The organism is Nocardiopsis sp. NPDC058631, from assembly GCF_042716955.1.
GTDB lineage: Bacteria > Actinomycetota > Actinomycetes > Streptosporangiales > Streptosporangiaceae > Nocardiopsis.
Genome location: NZ_JBHXQY010000187.1, coordinates 1 through 3,747 on the forward strand (window position 1 = coordinate 1; position 3,747 = coordinate 3,747).

Genomic DNA, 3,747 nt, shown 5'->3' on the forward strand with positions numbered 1-3,747 from the left:
CAAATCGGCGGTTTGTGGTTCTGATCGGGGTAAAGCCCGTTCTGCTTCGTTTGCTTTTGTCCGAATGGACTTGGCTTTTGAAGCGACTCCCTGAGTTTACATGGCCAGTGCAGTGCTCGAACCGCGAAGTTCGGAGGCCGTACTGGTGTTGACTCGGGGAGGGACCGGCACGTCCGCAGAGATTCCGCGTCCGTCTCGCTCGGTCTTGACCAACTGTACCCCCGTGCCGGAGTCCTCGGGACCTGTTCCGAGAAATCCGTCGGTGTCGCGTGTCCCGTTCCGCCCGGGCCCGGGGACGGAACGGGACACACCTGCCCACGGAGCCGTCAGAGCTTCTCGATCGGGGCGTACTTGACGAGGAAGTCCTTCTCCCCGATGTCGGCGCCGAAGTCGATCCGGGCCTTGGTCCTGTCCCCGGCCCCCTCGACCAACTGCACCCGGCCCATGCCGAACGAGTCGTGGTTGACCAGGTCTCCGACGCTGAGGGTCGGTGCTTCCTTGCCCGCACTCCGACGAGGACCGCTGCCGAAGGTGCTGCCGAACCCGCCGGTCCCCCGCCCGCCCCCGATGCTGCGGCTGGGCGGCGAGGCCAGGCTGGACTCCGCCCGGCGCCAGTCCACCAGCGAGGACGGGATCTCGTCCAGGAACCGTGAGCCCGGGTTGTAGGACGGGGTCCCCCAGGCGCTGCGCACGGCGGCGCGGCTGATGTAGAGGAGCCGCTCGGCACGGGTCAGGCCCACGTAGGCGAGCCGGCGCTCCTCCTCCAGCTGGGTCTTGTCGCCCAAGGTGCGCGTGTGCGGGAACACGCCGTCCTCCATGCCGGTGAGGAACACCGCGGGGAACTCCAGTCCCTTGGCCGCGTGCAGGGTCATCAGCGTGACGACGCCGCCCGTGTCGTCGGCGTCAGGGATCTGGTCCGTGTCCGCGACGAGGGAGATCCGCTCCAGGAAGTCGACCAGTGTCGGCTCCCCCGGGTCGAGCGTCCCGGAGGGGGCGGCGCCGTCCTCGTCGTCCTCGTCCGGGGGCTCCTCCTCCAGGAGCACGGCGAAGGTGTGCTCGAACTCCCTGGCCACGTCCACGAACTCCTCCAGGTTCTCCACCCGGCTCTCGTCCTGGAGGTCCTTGGACTCGGCCAGCTCGGAGAGGTACCCCGTCTTGCTGAGCACCGCCTCGACGACCTCGGCGGGTGTGCTGCCCGGCACGGCATGCGCGAGCTCGTCCAGTAGCGCGGTGAAGTTCTGCACCGCCTTGACGGAGCGGGTCGCGATCCCCGGCGCCTCGTCCACCCGGCGCAGAGCCTTGGAGAAGGAGATCCGCTCACGGGCGGCGAACAGCTCCACCGACTCCTCCGCCCGCGCGCCGATCCCGCGCTTGGGCACGTTGAGGATGCGCCGCAGGCTGACGGTGTCCTCGGGGTTGGCCAGGACCCGCAGGTAGGCGAGGACGTCGCGGATCTCCTTGCGCTCGTAGAAGCGCACGCCGCCGACGATCTTGTACGGCAGGCCGGTACGGATGAACACGTCCTCGAACACACGGGACTGCGCGTTGGTCCGGTAGAACACCGCGACCTGGCTGGGCGTGACCGTGCCGTCGTCGGTGAGCTTGTCGATCTCGCCGACCACGAACGCGGCCTCGTCGTGCTCGTTGTCGGCGACGTAACCGGTGATGGCCGGGCCGTCGCCCTGCTCGGACCACAGGCTCTTGGCCGGCCGGCCCTCGTTGCGGTCGATGACGGCGTTGGCCGCCGACAGGATGGTCTGGGTGGAGCGGTAGTTCTGCTCCAGGAGGATGGTCCGCGCGTTGGGGAAGTCCCGCTCGAACTCCAGGATGTTGCGGATGGTGGCGCCGCGGAACGCGTAGATGGACTGGTCGGCGTCGCCGACCACGCACAGCTCCGCGGGCGGCACCACGCTGGTGTCGGAGTCCTCGGCCGCACCGACCAGCTCGCGGACGAACGCGTACTGGGCGTGGTTGGTGTCCTGGTACTCGTCGACCATGACGTGCCGGAACCGGCGCCGGTAGTACTCGGCGACGTCCGGGAACATCTGGAACAGGTTGACGGTGACCATGATCAGGTCGTCGAAGTCCATCGCGCCGGCTTCGTGCAGGCGGCGCTGGTAGAGCTGGTAGGCCTCGGCGAGCTTCTTCTCCTGCTCGGTCTGGGCCTGCTCGGCTGCCGTGTCGTAGTCGACCAGCTCGTTCTTGAGGTTGGACACCTGGAAGGAGAACGCCTTGGGCGGGAACCGCTTGGGGTCCAGGTCCATCTCCTTGCAGACCAGCTGCATCAGACGCGCGGAGTCCGCGGAGTCGTAGATGGTGAAGCTGCTGGGATAGCCGAGCCGGTGCGCCTCCCTGCGCAGGATCCGCACGCACGCCGAGTGGAACGTCATCGTCCACATGGTGTTGGCCGCACGCACGCCGAGGAGCGCCTGGATGCGCTCCTTCATCTCCGCGGCGGCCTTGTTGGTGAACGTGATCGCGAGGATCTCACCCGGGCGTACGCCGCGCTCGGCCATGAGGTGGGCGATGCGGTGCGTCAGGACCCGGGTCTTGCCCGATCCCGCGCCCGCCACGATCAGGAGCGGTGCGCCGCTGTGGGTGACGGCGTCGCGCTGGGGACCGTTCAGACCTTCGAGAAGCTGCTCTTGGGAGGACACGACTCCAGGTTACGGCCGCCCGAGGACGGCGTTGTCCCCGTCCTTGGGGGCGGTCCGCCCCTCCTTGCCAGTTTTGTGGGTGAAAGCGCGCTGACCGGCGACCTAGGCTGTTTTCGTACGGGTTCCCGGTGGGGGACCGTGGTTGTCTCGGGGGGAGTTTCCTTGACCATGCGTGTGTTCGTCGACTGCGATCCGGGGATCGACGACGCCGTCGCTCTCGCCTACCTGGCCGCGCGCCCGGAGGTGGAGATCGTCGGTGTCGGCGCGGTCTTCGGCAACAACAGTGTCGACATCACGGCGGACAACGCGCTGCGGCTCCTGGAGCTGTACGGCCGTCCGGACGTGCCCGTGGCGGTGGGCGCCGGGCGGCCGCTGGTACAGGAGCCGCGGCTGGCCGCACACGTGCACGGCCGCAACGGCCTGGGCGACGTCGAGCTGCCGGTGCCCGCGGGCAAACCGGTCGAGGAGTCGGCGGCCGAACTGCTGGTGCGGCTGGTCCGCGAGGCCCCGGGCGAGATCGACGTGCTGGCGGTGGGCCCGCTCACCAACGTGGCGATCGCGCTGGGGCTGGAGCCTCGGCTGCCGCAGCTGGTGCGGCGCCTGGTGGTGATGGGCGGCGCGGTCCGTGTGCCCGGCAACGTCTCCTCGCACGCCGAGGCGAACATCAGCAACGACCCGGAAGCCGCTGAGGCGGTGTTCGCGGCCGGGTTCGCCATGGACCTGGTGGCGCTGGACATCACGATGGAGACGGTGGCCACGCCCGAGTGGCTGTCGGACCTGCGGTCGGTCCCGGGCGAGCGTGCCGAGCGCACGTCGGCGTTCCTGGACTTCTACGCGGAGTTCTACACGGGGATCTTCGGCGTCCGCCAGTGCGCGATGCACGACCCGCTGGCCGCCGCGGTTCTCGTGGACCCGCACCTGGTGACGGACTCGTTCGAGGTGCCGCTGCGGGTGGAGCTGTCCGGGGGGCTCACGCGCGGGATGACCGTCGCCGACCTGCGTCCGCGTCCGAAGGGCGACGACCGCCGTGCGGCCAGGGTGGTCACCGGTGTGGCGGAGGCCGAGTTCCTCGGCAGGATGCTCGACTCCC

General features: G+C 69.2%; 2 protein-coding genes. One reads left to right on the forward strand and one right to left on the reverse strand.

From position 1 onward, the window contains the following. Positions 1 to 326 precede the first annotated feature (326 nt). The gene (gene pcrA / locus ACFWTE_RS29770) at positions 327 to 2,657 is read right to left on the reverse strand and encodes a DNA helicase PcrA (RefSeq protein WP_378783273.1); all 2,331 of its coding nucleotides are present in this window, start codon (positions 2,655 to 2,657) and stop codon (positions 327 to 329) included. A gap of 168 nt (positions 2,658 to 2,825) precedes the next feature. Between pcrA and ACFWTE_RS29775 the strand changes: the two genes are divergently transcribed. Continuing rightward, on the forward strand, positions 2,826 to 3,747 hold a 922-nt coding region (locus tag ACFWTE_RS29775), incomplete at its 3' end, for a nucleoside hydrolase (RefSeq protein WP_378783274.1).